Below are 21,954 nucleotides of genomic sequence, written 5' to 3' on the forward strand. Positions count from 1 at the left end.
ACAGGGCCGAAGGTGGCGGTGGCGCAGGGTTTCTCCCTGGGGAGGGCGGGTGCGGGGGGGGCGCAGCGACGCCCCCCCGGCACCCGCCCGTCAACTAAACTTAACCGGTTATGTCAGAGGTGTTGTGGGCGCTGGACGCCGCCCCTAATCTCTCGATTCGTTCGCTCCGCGATCCCCGTGGAGCCGTACGGGCCCGCGCGTGGAACCGGTCGGCGAGCCTCTCCGCCGGCCCCGCCGCCCGGCACCCCCGCACCCCCTTCGAATCGGGAGCACCGCATGATCAGAAGACTTGCCACCGCGACGGGAGCCGCCCTGCTGGCTCTCGCCGCCTCTTCGTTGACCGCGCCCTCCACGGCCCTGGCCGCCCCGGCGGCCGACGACGCCGCGACCGGCTTCCACGTACGGGACGGCCGCCTGCTGGACGCCAACGGGAAGGACTTCGTCCTGCGCGGTGTGAACCACGCCCACACCTGGTATCCCGCCAGAACCCGCCAGTCCCTGACCGACATCAAGGCACTCGGCGCCAACTCCGTGCGCGTCGTGCTCTCCACCGGAGACCGGTGGACCAAGAACGGCACGGCGGACGTCGCCGACGTCGTCGCCCAGTGCAGGGCGAACAAGCTCGTGTGCGTCCTGGAGGCGCACGACACCACGGGATACGGCGAACAGAGCGGCGCCGTATCCCTCGCGAGGGCCGTCGACTACTGGACGGAAGTCCAGGACGCGGTCAAGGGCCAGGAGAAATACGTCGTCCTGAACATCGGCAACGAGCCGCACGGCAACACCGGACACACGGCCTGGGCGGCCGACACCAAGAACGCCGTCGTCCGGCTGCGCGCCGCCGGCTTCCGGCACAGCCTCATGGTGGACGCCCCCAACTGGGGACAGGACTGGTCCGCCACCATGCGCGCCGAGGCCCCCGCCGTCTTCGACGCGGACCCGCTGCGCAACACCGTCTTCTCCGTGCACATGTACGGCGTGTACGACACCGCTGCCGAGGTACGGGACTACCTCACCGGCTTCGTCACCCGCCGACTGCCCCTCGTCGTCGGGGAGTTCGGGAACGACCACTCGGACGGCAACCCCGACGAGGACGCCATCATGGCCGAGACCCGCAGGCTGGGCCTCGGCTACCTCGGCTGGTCCTGGAGCGGCAATGGCGGCGGCGTCGAATACCTCGACCTGGCCACCGACTTCGACGCGGGCCGCCTCACCCCGTGGGGGCAGCGGCTCTTCCACGGCGCCGACGGCATCGCGCGGACGGCCGTCGAAGCAAGCGTGTACGGCGGTGACCCCGGCCCCGACACGACCGCACCCACCGCGCCCGGAACGCCCACCGCGACGGACGTCACCTCCCACGGCGCACGGATCGTCTGGGCGCCCGCCACCGACGGCACCGGCGTCACCGCCTACGACGTCGTCCGCCTGACGGGAACGACCGAGACGCCCGTGACCAGCGTCGCGGGCACCGCGTTCACGCTGACCGGCCTCACCCCCGCCGCGGCCCACACCTACGCCGTCTACGCCCGTGACGCCGCGGGCAACCGCTCCCCGCGCTCGGCCCCCGTCACCTTCACCACCGACGCCGGCCCGGCCGCGGGCGGCTGCGCCGTCGACTACCGGCTGGAGGACTGGGGTACGGGCTTCAACGCCCAGGTGACCCTCCACAACACCGGGACCCGTGCGATCGAGGGCTGGCGACTCGACTTCGCCTTCCCCGGCGGGCAGACCGTGACCTCCGCCTGGAACGCCCGGGCCACCCAGCAGGGCCGTCAGGTGCAGGTCACGCACGAGCCGTGGACCCGCACGATCCCGGCGGGAGGCACCGTCGGCTTCGGCATCGCCGCGGATTCCACCGGCGGAAACGGCGTCCCGGCCGCCTTCACGCTCAACGGCCGCACTTGCACGACGAGGTGACGAGACGTCAGGTTTGTGCTCCCCGGACCTGGTCACCAGCCTGACCGGTGGCCCGGGCCGGGGAGAGCGGCAACTCCAGGGGGCCGTGCGCCCGGCTCTCACCGGCCGGGCGGTGGCCCCGTGGATCCCCGAGGGGTCAGCGACGGCGTCGGAACCTGCAAGGACCCCTGGTGGGTACCGCCGATCACCCCGAACAGCGTGCGCGCAACCTGCGCGCCGAAACGGTGCACGTCATGGCTGAGCGCGGACAGCGGCGGATGCGTGAGCCGGCACAGCTGCGAATCGTCCCAGGCCAGCAAGGAGACGTCGTGCGGCACGACGAGCCCCATCTCGGCGGCCACCGCAGCGCCCGCGACGGCCATGATGTCGTTGTCGTACACGATCGCCGTCGGCCGGTCCTGCGCCATGAGAAGCCCGCGCGTCGCCCGGGCACCCTCCTCGCCGGCGAACCCGGTCGACACCTGACGGCTTCCGTCCAGGCCGAGTTCGGCCATGGTGCGCTCGAACGCGACCGCCCGGATGCGGCTGTGTCCGAGCCCGGCGGGACCGCCGACCCGGGCGATCCGGCGGTGGCCGAGAGCGGCCAGATAGCGCACCGCGGAACCCGCGGCCGCCGCGTCGTCGGTCCACACCGAGGGGAAGCCCCCGGTCAACGAGGGATGCCCGACGGCCACCGCCGGCAGCCCGAGTGCGCGCAACGGGCCGATCCGCGGGTCCTCCTCGTGGAAGTCCACGAGGACGGCCCCGCCGATCGTCGAGCCCCGCCACCATTCCTGGTACAGCCCGATTTCCTCGTCGAGATCCCGCACGACCCGCAGCAGGAGAGAGCAGGAACGCTTCGTCAGCTCGCTCTCGATGCCCGAGACGAACTCCATGTAGAACGGTTCGAGACCCAGCAGCCGGGCGGGCCTGTTCACCGCGAGCCCGATGATGTCGACCCGCCGGCCGGCCAGGCTCCTGGCCGGCCGGTGCGGAGCCCAGCCCAGCTCCCGCGCCGCCTCGAAGATCCTCTCCCGGGTGGCGGGCGAAACGCCCGGCCGGTTGTTGACCGCCAGGGACACGGCACCCTTGGACACCCCGGCGCGCGCGGCGACGTCGTTGATGGTGATGCGCGGAGTCCTGGACGTCACACCGCGTCCACGCTGAACAGCGCGGCGCGCACCGCCGCGCTGTCGACGCCGGCTCCGCCGACGGCACCGGACGGCGTGCCAGTGACCGTGCCACGAGCGGCCCCGCCGTCCGTGCCGTCGTCCCCGGCCAGCCCGGTGACCCTGATGCGGGCCAGCTCGCCGGGCAGCAGAGTGAGCAGGCCCCGGTCCGCGCGGGCCGCCGGGCCGAGCCGGTCGGCCTGGAGCAGGAGGTCCCGTACCAACGTCCGCGCGGTCACCTCGACGTCGACCGCACCCGGCTGCCCCTCGACCGGCCGCACCTCGACGTCGTACCGGGCCTCGGGATACGCGAACTCCTTGTCGCGCACGCAGAAATGCACGTCCCGCAACCCGTCCGCGTCCGCCACCAGGAACTCCTTGGCCGAACCCGGCACCAGCTCCCGCGGGACCGTGGACCGGACGACCGACCTCGGCGGGGCCGCCACCTCGACCACCCCCCGTCGCACGGTCACCCCGTCGGCCGACACCAGCCGCAGGGTCACCGAGGTGCGCCACGGTGTGCCGGACTGGTTGTCGACGGCCAGCACCGGGCCTTCGCCGCCGCCCGCACCCGGCAGCAGGGTCAGCAGCCGGTCCGCGTACACCCGGCGCAGCTCGTGGTGGAGCGGCTTGAGCCGGCCGTCCCCGTCGATCGCCGCCCAGGAACTCACCGGCCAGCAGTCGTTGAGCTGCCACACCACCGAGCCGGCGCAGCGCGGCCAGCCCGCGCGCCAGTGCGCGATGCCCGCCGCCACGGCACGGGCCTGGACGACCTGGGCGAGATAGTGCCACCGGTCGAAGTCGCCCTCGGGGCAGGCGAAGTGATGCGCGATGCCCCGGTTCAGCTTGCCGTTGCCGTCCTCGGCCTTCTGGTGGTGGAGCATGCCGGGCGAGTCCGGGGCGAGTTCCTCACCGGGCAGGGCGCGCCGCAGGGTGGCCACGGCGGGTGGGGCCTGCCAGCCGAACTCCGCGACGAAGCGCGGAACGTCCGCCCGGTACTCGGCGTAGTCCTGCCGGTTCCACACCTCCCAGGAGTGGAAGGTGCCGTGCCGGGGGTCGTTGGGGTGATGCTCCCAGGAGCCGGACCACGGGCTGCCCGCCGTGTACGGGCGGGTGGGGTCGAGTTCGGCGACGATCCGCGGCAGCAGGCCCAGGTAGTAGCCCTCGCCCCAGGAGTTCCCGGCCAGCGGCTCCTCCCACTCCCAGTCGCGGAAGCCCCACAGGTTCTCGTTGTTGCCGTTCCAGAGCACCAGGCTCGGGTGCGGCATCAGGCGGACAACGTTGTCGCGGGCCTCCGCCTCCACCTCGCCGCGCAGCGGCTGCTCCTCGGGGTAGGCGGCGCAGGCGAAGAGGAAGTCCTGCCAGACCATGAGGCCCAGCTCGTCGCAGGCCGCGTAGAAGGCGTCGTCCTCGTAGATGCCGCCGCCCCAGACGCGCACCAGGTCGATGTTGGCCCCGGCGGCCTGGGTGAGCCGGGTGCGGTAGCGCTCGGGCGTCACACGGGACGGCAGGACGTCGTCGGGTATCCAGTTCACGCCCCTGGCGAAGATCCGCACCCCATTGACGACGAAGGTGAATCCGGTGCCGTGCGCGTCGGGACTCCGGTCGACCTCCACGGTGCGGAAGCCGATCCGCCGGTGCCAGGCGTCGAGCGGAACCTCCCCGGCGCTGAGCGTCAGGCCGAGCTCGTACAGGGGCTGTTCGCCGTACCCGCGCGGCCACCACAGGCGTACGTCGGGGACCTCCAGCCGCAGTACGGCCTCGTCGCCGTCGAAGGTGACCTCCGCGCCCGCTGCGACCCCGTCCCCGCGGACCACGGCACGGCAGGTCAGGGAAGTGCCGGCACCGCGCGCGGTGCGCTCGACCCGCAGCCGCACCTCCACCGCCCCGCTCGCCCCGTCCCGCACGGTGACGAGAGGCCGGACCTCCGCCAGCCGTGCCGTGGACCAGTGCTCCAGGCGCACCGGACGCCACATGCCGGCGGTGACGACGGTCGGCCCCCAGTCCCAGCCGAACGAACAAGCCATCTTGCGCAGGTACTGGAACGGTTCGGGATAGACGTTCGGCCGCTCCCCGGTCAGTGCGCGGACGCGGTCGGCCTCCTCGTAGGCGGAGCCGAAGCGGACCTCCAGCGGGCCGGTGCGTCCGGTGACGTCGAAGCGGTACCGGCGGTGCATGTTGCGCGTCGTGCCCAGGCTCTCGCCGCCGAGCAGTACGTCGGCGACGGTGTCCAGACCGTCGAAGACGAGATCGGTGCGTTCGTGCGCGGTGTCGTGGCCGAGCCGGGTCACGTACGTCCATTCCTGTCTGCCGACCCAGGCGATGTCGTTCTCGTTCCGGCCGATGTACGGGTCGGGGATCGCCCCGGCGTCGAGCAGATCGGCATGGACGCAGCCGGGGACGCGGGCGGGGAGCAGCGCGTCCTTGTGGCGCAGGCTCCAGCCCTCGGTCAGTTGCGTGATGTCCTTCATCGGGTGCGGTTCCTCTCGCCTGGGTGCGGGGCAGGTAGGTGTGGAGCGGCAGGCTAGCCGCTTGATCGTCGCCCTGTCCATGAACCGGTCAAGTAGATCGACGTGCACGTGGCGACCGGACTTTCTCCCCAATCGGCCTGTTGTGGCAGGAGATGTGAGGGGGGCTCGGTAACGATCGGGTATCGCGCGAGAAACGAGTACTTTACCGGTTCAGCTTTCGCTGCCATAGTGCCGACATCCCAACGGAAGACCTGAACCGCAACCCCGAAGGAGTCGGGCCATGGAGAAGAAGACGAGGGCGCTCGCGAGCGCCCTGGCGACGACCGGCCTGCTGTCGCTGGCAGCGTGCAGCGGGGGCGGGGGCGCCACCGGCGAAACCGCGGCCGCTCCCGCGGACCCGGGGGCGGTGACGGGTGAGATCAAGGTGCTCACCCCTCGCACCGACCTCGTGCAGAACGGTGGCATGAAGCGGTACGCCCAGGAGTTCAACAAGGCCTACCCCAAGGTGAAGGTGACGTTCGAGGGCCTCACCGACTACGAGGGGGAGGTGAAGATCCGGATGAACACCAAGGAGTACGGCGACGTCCTGATGATTCCGGCGATGGTCGCCAAGAGCGACTACCCCAAGTTCTTCGCACCCCTGGGCCCCACCGCCGAGCTGGCCGGGAAGTACCGCTTCAGTGACAAGACCGATGTCGCCGGCAAGGTCTACGGCATCGCGCAGTTCGGCACGGCCAACGGCTTCGTCTACAACAAGGCGGTGTGGAAGAAGGCGGGAGTCGCCGACTGGCCGAAGACGCCCCAGGACTTCCTGGCCGGCCTCCGGGCGGTCAAGGCCAGGACGGGCGCGACCCCGTACTACACGAACTTCAAGGACGGCTGGCCGTTGGTGCAGTGGACGTCCAACGTCGGCTCCGTGACCTGCGACGCGAAGGCCACCGACAAGCTCGCCGGGCCCGTCTCCCCGTGGAGGGCGGGCGGTGAACTGCACACCGTCGACACCCTGTTGTACGACGCCGTCAAGCAGGGCCTCACCGAGAAGGATCCGACCACCACCAACTGGGAGGCGTCCAAGTCCCGCCTCGCCAAGGGGGAGATCGCCACGATGATGCTCGGCTCCTGGGCCGTCAGCCAGATGCGGAACGCGGCAGAGGAAGCCGGCGCCTCCGCCGACGACATCGGCTTCATGCCCTTCCCGGTCCAGCGGAACGGCACCTTCTGCGCCACCGTCACCTCCGACTACCAGCAGGCCGTGAACACCCACTCCGGGAACAAGGCCGCCGCGCGCGCCTGGATCGACTGGTTCTCGGAGAAGTCCGGGTACTCGGAGAAGGAGGGCGCGGTGTCGGCGGTGAAGGCGGCGCCCATGCCCAGCACGCTCAAGGACTTCGTTGACAACGATGTCAGGTTCGTTGACCGCTCGGAGGCGGAGACGGCACGGACCAACGCCGTCGACAACGCCGCGGAAATCGGCCTGAACAAGCCGGACTACCGGCAGAAGCTGATCGACACCGCACGCGGAGCAGCGAAGGGGAGCCTCCAGGACTTCTTCGCCGACCTCGACAAGAGGTGGAACGAAGCGGCGAAGTCCGGGGGCTCCTGACCCTGCGGCGTGCGGCGTGCGGCGTGCGGCGTGCGGCGTTCGGCCTGCGGCCCGCGCCCGCGGGTCGGTTCCCGCTGCGGCTGCGGGAGCCCCGTGCCCTCCGCCCGTGGACCGGGGCGGCCGGGCGCGTACGGCACGACGGCGCTCGCACAACGCGTCGGGGCCGCCCGCACGGAACGGGCCGCGCAACACCAGTGCGGCGTACGCGCGGCAGACGCCCGTCCCGCGCGGGCCGCGCGCCGATGGTGCGGCGCCCCACCCGTACCGCCCACGCCACGCGCCATCCGCGCAGCGCACGTCCCGCGCCGCAGGCCGGGCGCCACGCTCACCTCACCTGTCCCGTCCCGTACCGCACGTCGCGGGCGCGGCACGCCTCGTACGGCACCGGCCGGGCCCGCCCCGCGGCCGCTGAGGACCACGAAAGGCCGACATGACCGAGACCACCCACACCGCCGCCGGGCGGCCCGGAGCCGACCGGCCGCACGACGCGGGCAGGACACCGCCGACCGGACCGCCCCCCGGCCGCCCTCCCGCTGCGGGTCCCGCCCGTTCATGGCGGCGTTCACCGCTGCGCCAACTCACGCCGTGGCTTTTCCTGGTGACCCCCCTGGCGCTGCTGATCACGTTCACCTACGTCCCCGTGGCGAGCATGATCTCGTACAGCTTCACGGACTGGGACGGCGTGAGTCCCACCAGCAACGCCACCGGTGTCGACAACTACGTCCAGATCTTCAGCCGCCCCGAACTCTTCCGGGTCTTCTTCGTCAGCGGCTACTACCTCGCCGCCTCGGCCCTCCAGATCACGGTCGCGCTCTACTTCGCCACCGTGCTCAGCTTCAATCTCCGCTTCAGGAACTTCTTCAAGGGGATCCTCTTCTTCCCCTACCTGATCAACGGTGTCGCCATCGGCTTCGTGTTCCTGTACTTCTTCCAGGACGGCGGCACCCTGGACTCCGTCCTGGCCCGGCTCGGCGTCGGAACCGACCACTCCTGGCTCGGTGATCCGACCTCCGCCAACATCTCCCTGGCGGGCGTGTCCATGTGGCGTTTCACCGGGCTGAACTTCGTGCTCTTCCTGGGGGCCATCCAGTCGGTGCCCGGCGAACTGTACGAAGCCGCGCAGCTCGACGGGGCGGGCAAGTGGCAGCAGTTCCGCCACATCATCGCCCCGAGCATCAAGCCGGTCATCGGCCTCAGCGTGATCCTGGCCGTCTCGGGCTCGCTGTCCGTCTTCGAGATCCCGTACATCATGACCGGCGGTGCGACCGGCACGTCGACCTTCGTGATCCAGACCGTCAAGCTCGCCTTCCAGTTCAACAAGACCGGCCTGGCCTCGGCCGCGGCCGTGGTGCTTCTGCTGATCATTCTGCTGATCACGTGGATACAGCGCCGGCTGCTGCCCGACGACAAGGTGGACCTCGCATGACCGCGCACCCGACCGCCACCGCCACCCCCACCACCACCGCGTCCGCGGAACCCGCCGCCTCCGCCGGGCCCGCCGCCTTCCGCCCGGTCCGGCGCCGTCGCCCTCCCTCAGCCGGCACCGTACTGACGTACCTCTCGCTGGTCTGCGCCACGGCGGTCGTCCTGATTCCGCTGGCCGTCGTGTTCCTCACGTCGCTCAAGACGTCGCAGGAGGTGAACGACGCGAGTGCGCTCTCGCTGCCCGGCGACTGGCTGAACTTCTCCAACTACGTCACGGCGTTCACCGAGGGCAACATGCTCGTCGCCTTCGCCAACACCGCGTTCATCCTCGTCTTCTCCATCGGCGGCACCGTGATCATCGGCTCGATGACCGCCTACGCCGTCGACCGCTTCGACTTCCGCGGCAAGAAGGCCGTGATGGGGCTCTTCCTCGTGGCGACGCTGGTGCCGGGCGTCACCACTCAGGTGGCGACCTTCCAGGTCATCAACAGCTTCGGCCTGGTGGACACGCGGTGGGCGCCGACGCTGCTCTACATGGGCACGGACATCGTCTCCGTGTACATCTTCCTGCAGTTCATCCGCTCCATCCCGACCTCCCTCGACGAGGCGGCGCGCCTCGACGGAGCCAACGCCTTCACGATCTACCGCAGGATCATCTTCCCGCTGCTGAAGCCCGCCATCGCCACCGTCGTGATCATCAAGGGCATCACCACCTACAACGACTTCTACATCCCCTTCCTCTATCTGCACTCCGAGGACCTGGGCACCATCTCCACCGCCCTGTTCCGTTTCAAGGGACCCTTCGGAGCGCACTGGGAGGCCATCTCGGCGGGTGCGATCCTCGTCATCGTCCCGACGCTGGTCGTCTTCCTGCTGCTCCAGCGCTGGATCTACAACGGATTCGCCCAGGGGGCGACCAAGTAACCGCTTCCCGGGAGGAGTTGCCCAGGGAGGAGTTGTGCAGGACGGAGTTGCGCAGGGCGGAGTTGCGCAGGGCGGAGAGGGTCAGGGCGAGTGCGGTGGCGGACACGTACTGGCCCGGGGCACGAAACTCGCGTACCCGTCCCTGACGTCCGTGACGTCCTCACCCGCGATCAGGGCGAGCAGCGCCCGTGCCGCCCGTGCGCCGTACGCCGGGATGTCCCGTGACACCGCCGACAGCATCGGGCGCACGACCCGGGTGAGCGGCGACTCGTCCCAGGCCACGATCGACAGATCGGCGGGCACCACCAGGCCCAGTTCCTGGGCGACGGACAGCGCTGCCACCGCCATGATGTCGTTGTCGAAGACGATCGCCGTCGGCCGATCGGCGGCGATCAGCAGCGAACGGGCGGCCCGGGCACCCTCGTCACCGGTGTAGTCCGTGTGGATGACGGTGGCGTCGGGGATCCCGGCCTCCGCGCAGGCTTCGCGCAGCGCGGCGTCCCGCACCGCGGTGTGGGCCAGCTCCGCGGCCCCGGCCACCCGGGCGATGCGGCGGTGGCCGAGTGCCGCGAGGTAGCGCACGATCTCGCGCACGCTCTGGCCGTCGTCCGACCAGATGGCCGGCAGGGACCCCGACACGTCGGGGGGACCGATGGCCACGGCGGGCAGTCCCAGCGCCTCGATCGCGGGCACCCGCAGGTCGTCGGTCCGAAGGTCGGTCAGGAGCACCCCGTCGACCCTGCGTTCGCCCCACCAGCGGCCGCACACCTCCAGCTCCGTCTCCTGGGAGTCGACCATCTGGAGCATCAACGCGTAGGACTGCGCGGAGAGCACGCTCTCCACGCCGCTGATGAACTCCATGAAGAACGGCTCCACCCCGAGGGTCTGCGCGGGGCGCAGCAGGGCCAGGCCGATCGTCTGCGCCCGGCCGCCGGTCAGTGCGCGGGCCGCACTGTTGGGGCGCCAACCGAGCTCGGCGGCAATGGCCTTGACCGCGGCGCGGGTGGCCGGTGAGACTCCCGGCTGGTCGTTCAGGGCGTACGACACCGCCACCTTGGAGACCCCGGCGCGGTGTGCGATGTCCGCCATGGTCGGCCGCCGCTTCACACGCCACCTCTGTTCTGTACCGGTCCCGTCCGCCGCCCCGACCTTACCGCCGCCGGACCCGGCCGGAAGCGGCCCGCCGTTCCGCCGTGGCCGTACGTCAGACGCGCGCCCTGTCGTCGTCCTGCGTCCCGGTGCGCGGTGTCCCGTCCTGACCGGCGGTGCGCGGTGCGGGCAGGGCGGCACCCACCGTGTCCAGGAGTTCCGGTGGCTCGATGCTGATCCTGGGCAGCAGCCGGTCGAGACGGGCGGGGAGCCACCAGTTCGCCCCGCCCAGCAGGTGCATCAGCGCCGGTACGAGCAGGGTGCGCAGCACAAAGGCGTCCAGGGCGACCGCAGCCGCGAGGGCGATGCCGAACATGGCGATCACCCGGTCGCCGCTCAGCACGAAGGCGAGGAAGACCGCGATCATGATGACGGCCGCCGAGTTGATCACCCGGCCGGTCTCCGCGAGTCCCACCCGCACCGCCCGGCGGTTGTCGCCGGTGGCCAGCCACTCCTCGTACATCCGGCTGACCAGGAAGACCTGGTAGTCCATGGAGAGGCCGAAGAGGACGGACACCATGATCACGGGCAGGAAGGGTTCGATCGGGCCCGCGCTGCCCAGGCCGAGCAGTTCGCTGCCCCAGCCCCACTGGAAGACCGCGACCACCACACCGAACGCGGCGGCCACCGCGGCCACGTTCATGACGGCCGCCTTCAGCGGGATGCCGACGGAACGGAAGGCCAGCAGCAGGAGCACGCTGCCCAGCGCCACGATCACACCGACGAACAGGGGCAGCTTTCCGACGATCACGTCGGCGAAGTCGTCGTAGCTCGCCGTGATGCCGCCCACCGACACGTCGAGACCGGTGTCCCGCTCCACGCCGGGGAGCACGTCCTCGCGCAGCCGGTCCACGAGTTCGCTGGTCTCGCGGGCCTGGGGGGCGGAGTCGGGGACCACCGTCAGCGCGGCCCTCTCCCCGTCGTGGCCGTACGCCGCGGGCCCGACCGAGGCCACCCCCTCGGTGGCGCGCAGCGTCGCCGCGAGGCCGTCCACGGCCTGCCGGCCCACACCGCTGCCGTCAGGTCCGGTGCCGTCCGCCCCGGGGCGTTCCGCGACGAGGGTCAGCGGGCCGTTGGCGCCGGGGCCGAAACCGTCGGCGAGCATCGTGTACGCCTGCCGGGTGGTGGACGACGCCGGGTTGTTGCCCTGGTCCGAGGTGCCGAGCCGGAGCGACAGCGTGGGGATCGCGAGGGTCAGCATGATCACGGCCGCGAGCAGGCCCAGCAGCTTCGGGCGGCGTTCCACGAACGCGGACCACCGGGCGGCGAGGCCGCCGGTCACCTCGGGGCGGGGGCCGTGCTCGGCCAGAGCGGCCCGTTCGCGGCGGCCGAGCGCCCGCATGCCGATGAACGACAGGAGCGCCGGCAGGAGCGTCACGGAGGCGAGGACGGTCAGGACGACCGTGAGGGACGCGGCGACGGCCACGCCGTTCAGGAAGCCGAGGCGCAGGATCAGCATGCCCAGCAGAGCGATGCAGACTGTGACGCCCGCGAACACGACGGCGCGCCCCGTCGTGGCGACGGCCTCGGTCGCCGCCCGCTCGACGGACAGACCGCGCCGCAGTCCCCGACGGTGCCGGGTCACGATGAAGAGGGCATAGTCGATCCCCACGCCGAGCCCGATGAGGGTGCCGAGCATGGGGGCGAAGTCGGCGACCGTCATGGCGTGGCCGAGCAGGGTGGTTCCGGCGTAGGCGGTGCCCACGCCGACCAGTGCGGTGGCGATCGGCAGGAGGCTCGCGGCGACGGAGCCGAACGCCACGAAGAGCACCACGGCGGCCACCACGACGCCCACGAGCTCGGCGAGGTGCGCGTCGGGAGCCTCGGTGAGTGCGACGGCCCCGCCGCCCAGGGCGACCCGCACCTCTTCGTCGGCCGCCGCCCGTGCCGTGTCGACGACGGCCTGCGCCTGTGCCACCGGGAGGTCGTCGGCCTGGGCGTCGAAGGTGACCGTGGCGTACGCGGTCAGCCCGTCCGCGCTGATCTGGCCGGGCCCGTACCGTACGGGGGTGCCGCCCGCAGCCTCCGTGCCGCCCGCCTCCGTACCGCCCCCGCCCTGGCCCCCGGCCGCGTACGGCCCGGTCACGGCGCTGACTCCGGGCAGTGCGGCGATGCGGTCGAGGACCTGTTCCATCCGGTCCGCCGCCGCACCGCCGGCCCGGCTGCCGCCGTCCGCGTGCCAGACGACGGTGGAGACGTCGCCGCCGCCGTCCGCGAAGTGCGCGTCGAGCAGGGCGCCCGCGTGTCCCGACTCGGTGCCGGGTACGTCGTAGTCGTTGGAGTAGGCGGAACCGGCGGAGACGGCCGCGGCGGACGTGGCCCCGAGAGCGAACAGCCAGAGGACGACGGTGGCGAGCCGGTGCCGGACGCACCAGCGGGCGAGGGCGGTCAACGAACGTGCTCCCTGGGTGGGTCATGTCGCGCGCCGACGGCAGGGCCGCGCCGGAAGGGCGACCGCTCCACGTGAACCGTGTGCCCTCGGTGACAGGCGTGCGGAGAACGGGGCCACTCTTCCACCTATTCGGTGCCTTTCACCCTCTTCGTGGCCTTACTCACAGTGATCATGAAAGGGGCGGAAGGCGTCGAGGGACAGCTCGCGGCGGCAGCGGGGGAGCGAGTCCTTGGGTCCGGCGGCGTCGCGGGGCTGTCGGGCGACCCGCCGGACGCGGGTGCGCGCGGTGCCAGGTCAGCCCGTGGGACGCAGATGCTCGCGCCGGCCGTGCAGGAAGAGGTGGGGCTCGGGGCCGGCGCCCGGAAGGGCGGGCGTGAAGACGAGGCTCTGCTCGTGGGCCACGGTCAGCCCCGCCTGCCGCACGGCGGCCGTGAAGTCCTCGGCGGCGAAGCTGGTCACCCGTACGTCCTGGCCCATGAAGACACCCGGGACGTTCTCGACGTCGAGGGGCACCGTGGCCACCGCGAAGTGCCCGCCGGGGCGCAGGGCGCGCGCGAGGCGGCCCAGGAGCGCCGTCTGTTCGGCGCGCGACATCTGGAGCAGCGAGAAGTAGACACAGACGGCATCGAAGGACGCGTCGGCGAGGGGCATGTCGCGGATGTCCGCGTGCCGGAACTCCGCCCGTGGCACCTGCCGCCGTGCGAGGCCGACCATGACGGGCGAGACGTCGACACCCAGTACGTCGTGGCCGGCCGTACTCAGGGCGGCCGCGGTGGGTCTCCCCGTACCGCTGCCCACGTCGAGCACCCGGCTGCCCGGAGCCAGGTCCCCCAACAGGCGCTGGAGGGAGGCGTGGTGGGCGGGGGACCCGCCGAAGGCGTGTTCGTAGTCCGCGCCCAGCGCGTCGAAGACGGCCGCCGCCCGGAGCGCGCGCTCGTCGTCCATGGCGTTGCGTCCCCTCTTCGTACTCCTGCGGCGTCCGCGCATCGTTCCACGGCCGTCGGCCCGCCACAACGCCGCCGGTGCGCACGGCACCACGAGGTTGACTCCGTCTGGGATGGGCATGTCAAGTCAGGACGTGCCGTAGCCGAGGGCGATCAGGGGACACAGTGAAGACGAACGCAAAGATCCGCAGGGCCTCGCTCGTACTGGGCAGCGCCCTCGCACTGGTCGTCACGACCGCGGGCGGCGCCCACGCGGAACCGCCGCGGGCACTGCCCGCGCACGCGGACGCAACTGAGCAGACGTACCAGCCGGCCTTCGACTACGACACGGACGGCTGCTATCCGACGCCCGCCATCGGTCCTGACGGGACGACGAACGGCGGCCTGAAGCCCTCCGGCGCCCTCAACGGTCAGTGCCGGGACGCCGGGGACCTCGACAACACCAACGGGTACGCGCGCCAGAAGTGCAACAACGGCTGGTGCGCCGTCATGTACGGCCTGTACTTCGAGAAGGACCAGGCCGTGGCGGGCAGCGGCCTCGGCGGGCACCGGCACGACTGGGAGCACGTCGTGGTGTGGGTGCAGAACAACGAGGCGCGCCACGTCGCCACCTCCGCGCACGGGAAGTTCGACATCCACTCCCGCGACCGCATCCGCTGGGAAGGGACCCACCCCAAGATCGTTTACCACAAGGACGGTGCGGGCACGCACTGCTTCCGTCCCGCGAACACGCAGGACGAGCCCCCGGAGAACCACAAGCGCAGCTGGCAGTACCCCGCGCTGGTGGGCTGGAACGGTTACCCCGCCGGTCTCCGCGACAAGCTCGGCCAGGCGGACTTCGGCAGCGCCGTGTTCGGCCTCAAGGACGGCAACTTCGCGGCGCACCTCGCGAAGGCGAAGCCCGCCGGGATCCCCTTCGACCCGTACGCGTAGGACCCCGTACGCGTAGGACACGTGGTGCGGGCCGTCCACGCCGGGCGCCGGCCGGGGGTGAGGGCGCGGGGCGGGGCTAGGGCGCCAGCACGTCCAGCTCCTCCAGGGCGCCGATGGTGATCTCGCGGGTCAGCCGCTCGGCGCGGGCGGCGTCCCGCTCGCGCACCGCTTCGGCGACCTTGACGTGCAGGGTCACCGCGGCCGGGTCGGGGTCCTCGAACATCACCTGGTGGTGCGTGCGGCCGGTGAGGACCTCCGCGACCACGTCGCCGAGGCGGGCGAACATCTCGTTGCCGGACGCCTTGAGGATCGTCCGGTGGAACTCGATGTCGTGCAGGAGGTAGCCCTCCAGGAGCTTTCCGCGCGAGTGGGCGACCATGCCGATGGCGCACTCGGTGAGGGCCGCGCACTGCTCGGCGGTGGCGTGGCGGGCGGCCAGGCCCGCGGCCGTGGGCTCGACGGCGGACCGCAGCACGGTCAGGGAGCGCAGCTGACGGGGCCGGTCGGCACCGGCCAGCCGCCAGCGGATGACCTGCGGGTCGTAGACGTTCCACTCAACGGTCGGCAGCACGGTCACGCCGACCCGGCGCCGTGACTCCACGAGGTGCATGGACTCCAGGACCCGGACCGCCTCGCGCATGACGGAACGGGACACCTCGTACTCCTGGGACAGCTCGTCCGTCCGCAGCACACTCCCCGGCGGGTACTCGCCGCCGGTGATGGCGGGCCCGAGGCTTTCCAGTACGCGGGCGTGCAGCCCCCGGGTCTGTGCGGTCATGGCGTAAGCCTACGAGGCGCCCCGGCGAGGATAAGTATGACTTTTAAGTCACAGGGTCTTGAATTCCTCCGACCTAATGGGTTTCAGTGGCGTGACGCACGACCGGCCGCCGTGCGAGATGTCGATGAAGACAGCGAGGCAGCAATGGACACCCCCCACGTCGTCGTAGTCATGGGTGTGGCAGGAACCGGCAAGACCACGATCGGCCCCCTGCTCGCAGCACAGCTAGGCGTTCCCTATGCCGAGGGCGACGACTTCCACCCCCCGGCGAACATCGCCAAGATGTCGGCGGGCACCCCGCTCACCGACGACGACCGGTGGCCGTGGCTCGACGCCATCGGCTCCTGGGCCCACGGCAGGGCCGGGCTCGGCGGAGTCGTCAGCAGCTCGGCGCTCAAGCGGAGCTACCGCGACCGGCTGCGCTCCGCAGCTCCGGGAGTCGTCTTCGTCCATCTGACCGGCTCGCGCGAGCTGATCGAGGACCGGATGTCGCAGCGTCAGGGGCACTTCATGCCGACCGCGCTGCTCGATTCGCAGTTCGCCACGCTCCAGCCGCTCGGCCAGGACGAGGCGGGCGTCGACGTCGACGTCGCGGGCAGTCCCGAGGAGATCACCGAGCGGGCCGTCGCGGCCCTGCGCACCCTCGGCCCGGCGGACGGCAGCGCCCTGCCCCCGCGGTGACACCCGCGCCGCCCGGCAGGCGGCGCACCCCCGACGCGTACGCGCACCCCCGCGCGGACGTGCCTCCCCCAACCCACCTCCTGCAAGGGAAACACCGTGACTAGTCTCAACGTCGAGACACTGGCAGCGGACGCCGTGGAGCCGATCACCTCGGCGGGCCACGCCCAGCTCGGCATCGCCGTCCTCGCGGGCATCGCCGTCATCGTGCTGCTCATCTCGAAGTTCAAGGTGCACGCGTTCCTGGCGCTGACCATCGGCTCGCTCGCACTCGGGGCCTTCGCCGGCGCCCCGCTCGACAAGGCCATCAGCAGCTTCACCGCCGGCCTCGGCTCGACGGTCACGGGCGTCGGTGTACTGATCGCACTCGGTGCGATCCTCGGCAAGCTCCTCGCCGACTCCGGGGGCGCCGACCAAATCGTCGACACCATCCTCGCCAGGGCGGGCGGCCGGTCGATGCCCTGGGCGATGGTGCTGATCGCCAGCGTGATCGGGCTGCCGCTGTTCTTCGAGGTCGGCATCGTGCTGCTGATCCCGGTCGTGCTGATGGTCGCCAAGCGCGGCAACTACTCGCTGATGCGCATCGGCATCCCCGCCCTCGCCGGGCTCTCCGTGATGCACGGCCTGATCCCGCCGCACCCGGGACCGCTCGTCGCCATCGACGCGGTCGGCGCCAACCTGGGCGTCACGCTCGCCCTCGGAGTGCTCGTCGCGATCCCGACCGTGATCATCGCCGGTCCGCTGTTCTCCAAGGTCGCGGCCCGCTGGGTGGACATCCCGGTGCCCGAGAAGATGATCCCGCGGCGCCCGTCGGAGGAACGGGACGAGGCCGCGGGCGGGCCGGCCGGCAGCGCCGGTGCGCAGGGCAAGGACGGCGGGGCGTCGGATGCCGGGGCGTCGGACGCGACGGCCGCCCCGCTGCCCAGTTTCGGCGCGACCATCGCCACCGTGCTGCTTCCCGTCGTCCTCATGCTGGCCAAGGCCCTCGTGGACATCGTCGTGGACAACCCCGAGCACACGGTGCAGCGCGTCTTCGACGTCATCGGCTCGCCGCTGATCGCCCTGCTCGCGGCCGTCGTCGTCGGCATGTTCACGCTGGGCCGAGCCGCCGGATTCTCCAAGGGCAGGCTCACCGCGACCGTCGAGAAGTCGCTCGCCCCGATCGCGGGCATCCTGCTGATCGTCGGTGCGGGCGGCGGCTTCAAGCAGACCCTCATCGACTCCGGTGTCGGCCGGATGGTCCTGCAGATCTCCGAGGACTGGGCGATCCCCGCCCTCCTGCTCGCCTGGCTGATCGCCGTCGTGATCCGCCTGGCCACCGGCTCGGCCACCGTCGCGACGGTCTCCGCCGCCGGACTGGTCGCGCCGCTCGCAGCCGACATGTCGACCGCCCACGCGGCCCTGCTCGTCCTCGCCATCGGCGCGGGCTCGCTCTTCTTCAGCCATGTCAACGACGCGGGCTTCTGGCTGGTCAAGGAGTACTTCGGCATGAACGTCGGCCAGACCATCAAGACCTGGTCGGTCATGGAGACCATCATCTCGGTGGTCGCCGGAGCACTCGTGCTGCTGCTGTCACTGGTGATCTAGGGACGCGCGGACCCGGGGCGCCTCGGTCCGAGGAGTACCGCGTCCTCAGGGAGCACCGCGTCCCGAGGGGGCGCCTCGTCCTGAGGGACACCTCGTCCTGAGGAAGGGGAGCGGCTCCGCCGGGCGGGGGAGCACGGGGCGGACTTCTCGTTCCGGTGGCCGCCCGGGTCCGCCGTTCAGGCTGATGGCACACGCAGTCGGCCGTTCAATGATGAAGCACATGAGCACTCACATCGTCATCGCCCCCGACTCCATAGCACCAGCGCCCCGTTGGGCGGTCCGGGCCGCGCATCTGACCGCGTTGGTGGTCCTGCCGAGCGGACTGTGGCGTCTCCTCTGGGTGTTCGGGATTCCGGCCGGCTACACGGAGGCGGGCTTCGTCCAGTTCGAGACGGCTTCCGCCAAGCTGTGGATGCTGACGCTCAGCGTGGTCTGCGAACTGGTCGCCCTCCTGACCATCGGCCTGGTCCGGCCGTGGGGAGACGTCGTACCACGCTGGATACCGCTGATCGGAGGGAGACGTATCCGGCCCCTGGCCGTCGTCGTCCCCGCCCTCGTCGGCGCGGCGGCCCTCACGATGATCTGGGGTGGCATGCCCTGGTGGTGGACGTACCCGCACGACGACATGACGCCCGTCGGAAGCACCGTCGTCGGCATCCTCTACCAGCCGTTGGTCCTGTGGGGCCCGCTCACCGCAGCCGTCGCCCTCTCGTACTACCGCCGCCACCGGGCCGCACGGCGTTCGGGGGCCTGAGCCCCTCGGGGTGCGTCGGGGTCACGCCCGGAGGATCCTGGATCCATGGCGAACAAGCAGCCGCCTCCCGGCTGGAGCCAGCCGCCGCCGGAAGGCTATCCGCAGCAAGGTGGACAGGGCTGGGTACCGCCGCCTCCCCCTCGGAAGAGCGGCACGGGGAAGATCATCGGGTTCTCCTGCCTGGGTGCGATCCTGCTGGTCGCGATTCTGGTGGCCGCGGTCATGGTGGTCGCCGTGGGCGGTGACGACGAGCCAGTACGCAAACCCTCGCCCACGGGACCGGCGGAGCGCCCGCAGGAGAACGGGCCACGGGGGGATGTGCGGATCACGTCATGCGAGGTGGACTCCAGTACCAGGTGGCCCCATGCCGACCTGGTGGTCACCAATCGGTCCAGCAAGGACAGCGACTACACCGTGCACGTCGAGTTCGTCGACGCGAGTGGCAAGCGGTTGAGTGAGACACACACCTCGACGAGCAGGGTTGCCCCCGGCCAGCAGTCGGAGGTCACCGCACAGTCCCTCGACCCGGTCAAAAGCAAGATCACGTGCCGGATCAAGGAAGTTACCCGGTTCGCCTCGTAGGAGGGCGAAGGCGAGCGGGCGGGAACCTTTCGCTCCCTGGTTGTCAACGCTGCTCGAGGCGTGCGGAGTTCCTGCCCGAACGCCCACCGCGCCCCCCGGGCAACGCACTTCTCACGGGCGATGACTTTGCCCCCCTGCAAGGGTCTTCTCCTTGAACGCCCAAGCCGGGCGCCATCGTTCCCGCCTGATGCACCGCAGGCATCCCCGTGACAGGAGACACCGCCACATGACCGAGCAGGAACCGACAGCCCACCCCAGCAGCACAGCCCACCCCAGCAGCACAGCCCGCCCCAGCAGGAAGGCCCGTGAGGTCTGGCCCCTCATTCATGCCGAGCGGGCGGCGCTGGTGGCCGATCTCGCGGACCTGACCGACGAGCAGTGGGCTACCCCGTCGCTGTGCAGCGGGTTGACGGTGCGCGAGGTGCTGGCCCATCTCACCGCTTCGGCCACACTCAACTCCGTGCGCTGGCTGGCGGGTGTGATCCGCTGTCGCTTCGATTTCGACAAGCAGGTGGCCGTACGGCTTGCCGAGCAGCTGGGCGGCACTCCGGCCGGGACGCTGGAGAGGTTCCGGCGCGTGGTCACGAGCACCACCAAGCCTCCCCTCCCCGCCCTGGCCCTGCTCGGCGAAACGCTCGTACACGGCGAGGACATCCGCCGCCCGCTGGGCATCCACCGCGCGTACCCGACCGGGACGGCGACCAGGGTGGCCGAGTACTACCGGGGAACGGACCTCGTGGTCCTGGCCAAGGGGCGTATCGGCGGCCTGCGACTCGTCGCGAACGACGGCCCCTTCGCCACCGGTTCCGGGCGGCTCGTCACCGGCTCCACGCCGGCCCTGGTGATGGCGATGACCGGGCGCGCGGCGTACTGCGACGATCTGCAGGGCGACGGCGTCGCACTCCTCCGGGGGCGCTGCGGAACGGAGTGACCGCGTGGGGCGGCCCTTTGTCCGGTCCCCGTACTCCTTTATGCAAAGGGCTGCCTCAGGAGACACAGAGGAATCAGCGGTCTCAGCGAACTCTCCGATGCCGAAGAAAGCGGAGGCTGCGGTCGGCGCCGCCCTTGGAAACTGGCGCAGGATTGTTTAGGTTAGGCTTGCCTAAGCAAATGCGGGAGGTGTCCCGGCGGTGCCAAATCTTGGGGGAGCGGTGTTTCGTCCGGACAGTATGCGGCTCAGTGGCTGCGATCGCCCGCGCGTTTCCGGCAGTTCGGAGCGTGAAGCCGCGCGGCGCAGGGCGGCTCTGCCGGTGACAGCGCGCGCTGGCTGTCGTACGTGAGCCCCGTACGTGAACCTCGTGCGTGAGCCTTTCCTCCCTTTCGCGCCTTTCCGCATCTGATTCCGTTGCCGTTCCCGATCTGAGGCAGAGCCGTGTCCGTTGAATTGCCGCCGTCCGCCGCCCCGCGATCCTCCTACCCGGTCGACGTACTTCCCCTCACGGTCCAGGGCCGTCTGCGGGAACTGACGCAGGCTCAAGTGCCGGTGTCCGCCTACCTTTACGACGGTGAGGTCGCCGCCGACCGGGCGCGGGAACTGCGCCGCGCGCTGCCGGAGTGGGCCGCCGTCTACTACGCCGTGAAGGCGAACTCATTCCCGGGCATCGTCCACGCCCTGGCCCCGCACGTGGACGGCTTCGAGGTCGCCTCCTGTACGGAGCTCGAACTCGCCGTGGCGGCAAAGCCGGTGGCCGACGGCGGTCCTGCCCCGGTGGTCGCCGCGGGCCCCGCGAAGTCCGTCCCCGTCCTCACCGCCCTGGTCCGGGCCGGCGTGGAGGCGATCAATGCCGAGAGCCTGCTCGAAATGCACCGGATCAGCCGGATAGCCGTCGCCGAAGGTGTCCGCGCCCGGGTGGCGCTCCGCGTCAATCCCGAGACCATTCCCGTCACCGGGTCGCTCCACATGGGAGGCGTTCCGTCCCAGTTCGGGGTGGCCGAACCCGATGTGCCCGGAGTGCTCCGCGATGCCCGGCGGCTGCCCGGCCTGGACCTGGTCGGCTTCCACATCCACGCCGCGTCCAACAACCTCGACGCCGAGGCCCATGCCGCGTACCTGCGCTGGTGCGTGGAGTGGAGCATCAGGACCGCCGTGGACACGGGGATCGACCTCCGCCACATCGACATCGGCGGCGGCATCGGCGTCGCCTTCGAGGGCGAGAAGCCCTTCGACATCGCCCGCTTCGGCGAACTGGCCGCTGCCATCGAGGTTCCCACGGGCGTGAAGGTCGTGCTGGAGCCGGGCCGCTTCCTGGTCGCCGACTGCGGCTGGTACGCCGCCGAGGTGACGGACGTGAAGGAGTCGTACGGCGAGGCGTTCGTGGTGCTGCGCGGCGGCATCAACCACTTCCAGCTGCCGACCTCCTGGGACATCGTCCACAACATGGCGGTGCTGCCCGTGGAGAACTGGCCCGAGGGCCTGCCCCGCCCCGCCGCGGAAGAGACCCGCGTGACGGTCGTCGGCGAGCTCTGCACCCCGGAGGACACCCTGCTGCGCGATGTCAGGGTGGACCGGGTGCGCGCCGGTGACCTGGTGGTCTTCCCGTACGCGGGTTCCTACGGCTGGGAGTTCGCCATGCACGGCTTCCTCGGCCACCCCGTCGCCGAGCGCCATCTGCTCTGAACCGCTCCGAGGTACGACGATCGCGCCCGGGGCCGCACACGGCCCGGGGACC

The 21,954-nt window shown here is 71.1% G+C and carries 17 protein-coding genes; 11 read left to right on the forward strand and 6 right to left on the reverse strand.

The window, feature by feature from the left end; genetic code table 11:
• Positions 1 to 276 precede the first annotated feature (276 nt).
• Entirely contained in the window at positions 277 to 1,917 is a 1,641-nt protein-coding gene (locus ACFWVV_RS22945) for a cellulase family glycosylhydrolase (RefSeq protein ID WP_384348717.1), read from the forward strand.
• A 98-nt stretch (positions 1,918 to 2,015) separates the two neighbouring features.
• Here the strand turns inward: ACFWVV_RS22945 and ACFWVV_RS22950 are convergent, their stop codons facing one another.
• Both ACFWVV_RS22950 and ACFWVV_RS22955 read right to left on the reverse strand, forming a co-directional pair.
• Positions 2,016 to 3,047 carry a LacI family DNA-binding transcriptional regulator gene (locus tag ACFWVV_RS22950; protein WP_384348715.1) on the reverse strand — a complete coding sequence of 344 codons (1,032 nt, stop codon included), beginning with the start codon at positions 3,045 to 3,047 and terminating at the stop codon, positions 2,016 to 2,018.
• Positions 3,044 to 5,536, reverse strand: a complete 2,493-nt coding sequence (locus tag ACFWVV_RS22955; protein WP_384348712.1) for a glycoside hydrolase family 2 protein — start codon at positions 5,534 to 5,536, stop codon at positions 3,044 to 3,046. Before ACFWVV_RS22955 ends, ACFWVV_RS22950 begins: the two co-directional genes overlap by 4 nt.
• Positions 5,537 to 5,816: 280 nt before the next feature.
• Between ACFWVV_RS22955 and ACFWVV_RS22960 the strand changes: the two genes are divergently transcribed.
• The 3 genes from ACFWVV_RS22960 to ACFWVV_RS22970 all read left to right on the forward strand — a co-directional run bounded on the left by ACFWVV_RS22960 (position 5,817) and on the right by ACFWVV_RS22970 (position 9,488).
• Positions 5,817 to 7,139: an ABC transporter substrate-binding protein gene (locus ACFWVV_RS22960; protein ID WP_384348709.1), complete on the forward strand. Its 1,323-nt coding sequence runs from the start codon at positions 5,817 to 5,819 to the stop codon at positions 7,137 to 7,139.
• Positions 7,140 to 7,569: 430 nt separating this feature from the next.
• Positions 7,570 to 8,565 (forward strand): carbohydrate ABC transporter permease, encoded by a 996-nt coding sequence (locus tag ACFWVV_RS22965; protein ID WP_384348706.1) that lies wholly within the window; start codon positions 7,570 to 7,572, stop codon positions 8,563 to 8,565.
• Positions 8,562 to 9,488 carry a carbohydrate ABC transporter permease gene (locus ACFWVV_RS22970; protein ID WP_384348704.1) on the forward strand — a complete coding sequence of 309 codons (927 nt, stop codon included), beginning with the start codon at positions 8,562 to 8,564 and terminating at the stop codon, positions 9,486 to 9,488. Before ACFWVV_RS22965 ends, ACFWVV_RS22970 begins: the two co-directional genes overlap by 4 nt.
• Positions 9,489 to 9,569: 81 nt before the next feature.
• Here the strand turns inward: ACFWVV_RS22970 and ACFWVV_RS22975 are convergent, their stop codons facing one another.
• The 3 genes from ACFWVV_RS22975 to ACFWVV_RS22985 form a co-directional block, all read right to left on the reverse strand.
• Positions 9,570 to 10,577 (reverse strand): LacI family DNA-binding transcriptional regulator, encoded by a 1,008-nt coding sequence (locus ACFWVV_RS22975; protein WP_384348701.1) that lies wholly within the window; start codon positions 10,575 to 10,577, stop codon positions 9,570 to 9,572.
• 115 nt (positions 10,578 to 10,692) lie between these two features.
• A complete protein-coding gene (locus tag ACFWVV_RS22980; protein ID WP_384348698.1) occupies positions 10,693 to 13,029 on the reverse strand; it encodes an MMPL family transporter in 2,337 nt (778 codons plus the stop codon).
• A gap of 294 nt (positions 13,030 to 13,323) precedes the next feature.
• Positions 13,324 to 13,974 (reverse strand): class I SAM-dependent methyltransferase, encoded by a 651-nt coding sequence (locus ACFWVV_RS22985; protein ID WP_384348695.1) that lies wholly within the window; start codon positions 13,972 to 13,974, stop codon positions 13,324 to 13,326.
• A gap of 164 nt (positions 13,975 to 14,138) precedes the next feature.
• Between ACFWVV_RS22985 and ACFWVV_RS22990 the strand changes: the two genes are divergently transcribed.
• Positions 14,139 to 14,906: an NPP1 family protein gene (locus ACFWVV_RS22990; RefSeq protein ID WP_384348692.1), complete on the forward strand. Its 768-nt coding sequence runs from the start codon at positions 14,139 to 14,141 to the stop codon at positions 14,904 to 14,906.
• Positions 14,907 to 14,982: 76 nt separating this feature from the next.
• Here the strand turns inward: ACFWVV_RS22990 and ACFWVV_RS22995 are convergent, their stop codons facing one another.
• A complete protein-coding gene (locus ACFWVV_RS22995) occupies positions 14,983 to 15,684 on the reverse strand; it encodes a FadR/GntR family transcriptional regulator (protein ID WP_384348690.1) in 702 nt (233 codons plus the stop codon).
• 144 nt (positions 15,685 to 15,828) lie between these two features.
• On the opposite strand from ACFWVV_RS22995, the gene ACFWVV_RS23000 reads away from it, so the two are divergent.
• The 6 genes from ACFWVV_RS23000 (at position 15,829) to ACFWVV_RS23025 (ending at position 21,902) form a co-directional block, all read left to right on the forward strand.
• Complete coding sequence (locus tag ACFWVV_RS23000; RefSeq protein ID WP_384348687.1) at positions 15,829 to 16,365, forward strand: gluconokinase; 537 nt, start codon at positions 15,829 to 15,831, stop codon at positions 16,363 to 16,365.
• Positions 16,366 to 16,593: 228 nt separating this feature from the next.
• Positions 16,594 to 17,949, forward strand: a complete 1,356-nt coding sequence (locus ACFWVV_RS23005; RefSeq protein WP_384422776.1) for an SLC13 family permease — start codon at positions 16,594 to 16,596, stop codon at positions 17,947 to 17,949.
• Positions 17,950 to 18,169: 220 nt separating this feature from the next.
• A complete protein-coding gene (locus tag ACFWVV_RS23010; protein WP_384348681.1) occupies positions 18,170 to 18,703 on the forward strand; it encodes a hypothetical protein in 534 nt (177 codons plus the stop codon).
• Positions 18,704 to 18,748: 45 nt separating this feature from the next.
• On the forward strand, positions 18,749 to 19,285 hold the full coding sequence (locus ACFWVV_RS23015) for an FxLYD domain-containing protein (protein ID WP_384348678.1): 537 nt from the start codon (positions 18,749 to 18,751) through the stop codon (positions 19,283 to 19,285).
• A gap of 226 nt (positions 19,286 to 19,511) precedes the next feature.
• Positions 19,512 to 20,216, forward strand: coding sequence for a maleylpyruvate isomerase family mycothiol-dependent enzyme (locus ACFWVV_RS23020; protein ID WP_384348675.1), 705 nt, complete (start codon positions 19,512 to 19,514; stop codon positions 20,214 to 20,216).
• 441 nt (positions 20,217 to 20,657) lie between these two features.
• On the forward strand, positions 20,658 to 21,902 hold the full coding sequence (locus tag ACFWVV_RS23025; protein ID WP_384348673.1) for a type III PLP-dependent enzyme: 1,245 nt from the start codon (positions 20,658 to 20,660) through the stop codon (positions 21,900 to 21,902).
• Positions 21,903 to 21,954 lie beyond the last annotated feature (52 nt).

Origin of the sequence: Streptomyces sp. NPDC058663, from assembly GCF_042716745.1 — a bacterium.
In the GTDB taxonomy this organism is placed as follows: Bacteria; Actinomycetota; Actinomycetes; order Streptomycetales; family Streptomycetaceae; genus Streptomyces.